The sequence below is a fragment of the Bartonella sp. AC329YNZD genome (assembly GCF_042196685.1).
In the GTDB taxonomy this organism is placed as follows: Bacteria; Pseudomonadota; Alphaproteobacteria; order Rhizobiales; family Rhizobiaceae; genus Bartonella.
In genome coordinates this window covers 1-1284 of record NZ_JBHIQS010000074.1, presented here as the reverse complement: position 1 = coordinate 1284, position 1284 = coordinate 1, and the positions used below count along the sequence as shown (strand labels likewise).

Annotated in this window: 1 protein-coding gene; it reads left to right on the top strand. The window is 41.5% G+C overall.

The features are described 5' to 3' along the window. Positions 1-172: 172 nt before the first annotated feature. Complete coding sequence (locus tag ACFIMW_RS09255; RefSeq protein WP_375608893.1) at positions 173-1261, top strand: DUF3792 domain-containing protein; 1089 nt, start codon at positions 173-175, stop codon at positions 1259-1261. Positions 1262-1284 lie beyond the last annotated feature (23 nt).

Here is a 1284-nt window from a genome sequence, read left to right as displayed (position 1 = left end):
ATAAGTGAGATTTTTTGAAGCGTATATTAACATTTTGTCTCTCATAACAAACATTTGTTTAAAGTGTTTTCTTCTCTATTTTTAGTGGCTATTTATCCATTTTTGACCATAAACTTTGGAACATAATTAGCCAAAAGGCATTGTATCTCCAGCATATTCAAGGAGATAAAACATGGAAACTCGCATTCCTGAAGACACACCATTCGATACCAATTTTCTAGGAGAAACATCTCTAGAAGAAAAGTATCCATTCTTTCACACACCCATTTCATGGTCCGCAATCTTTGCGGGACTGGTGACGGCTCTTGCTACCTCAATCTGCCTCTCTTTTCTAGTCGCCGCTTTAGGCTTAAGCCAAATGGATTTCACTTCTTCATCCCCATTTGAAGGCTCTTTCCTCTCCTTTGGCGTGGGGTCTGTTATCGTTACACTGATTAGCCTAGCCTTGGGAGGCTTTGTAGCTGGACGTTTTGCTGAAACCTCAGGGACTCTTCATGGCTTTCTCACTTGGGCTCTCATAACATTGCTGATGACCCTCCAAGCCATCCACGTGGTTTCTAGTACAGCAAAGATAGGGGCTAAAACCGCTCTAGAAAACAGCTCCATGGTCCAACAAACCGTTGACAGCCTCAAAAACAATATTTCCCCTATACTTGCAAACTTAAACAGTGAAAGTCTTGAAAAGTTTTTTGCAAAAAACAGTGACGATGGCATCAATTTTGACCAACTTGGCAATGAATTGCACACCCTTCTCAATAAAAGCGACATTCCTGCTCTCAATGCTAATCGCTTAAAACAAACCTATCAGGCTGCACTCAATGATATTGGTTCTGCGATAACAGCTTTTAAAAATGATCCGTCTCACTATCGCACCACTTTAAAAAATCTTGGTGAACGCCTGTCTGATCGTGTAGAAGATCTCACGACAAAATTTAATCGAAGCGATATCATCAATGCGCTTATGAAGGATGGCATGACCCGTGCGGAGGCACAAACAGCAGCCAACCGTGCCGTTCAACTCTATCAAAGCGCAGAGGAAAAAACTGAAAAAGCCATCAAAGCCCTTGAAGAACGAGCTGAAACACTCTCAGACAATCTTGAGGATACGATCAAGGGAGCAAAAAACACTGCGACTAAAGCCACAAAAACAGCCTCCAATATGGGATGGTGGGGCTTTTTAGGAAGCTTGATAGGTGCCGTAATTTCCAGTGTTTTTGGCTATTATGGTTATAGAAGCCGTAAAGACACTTTCATGCTTTAAAACGTCTACCTTTAAAGCAAATA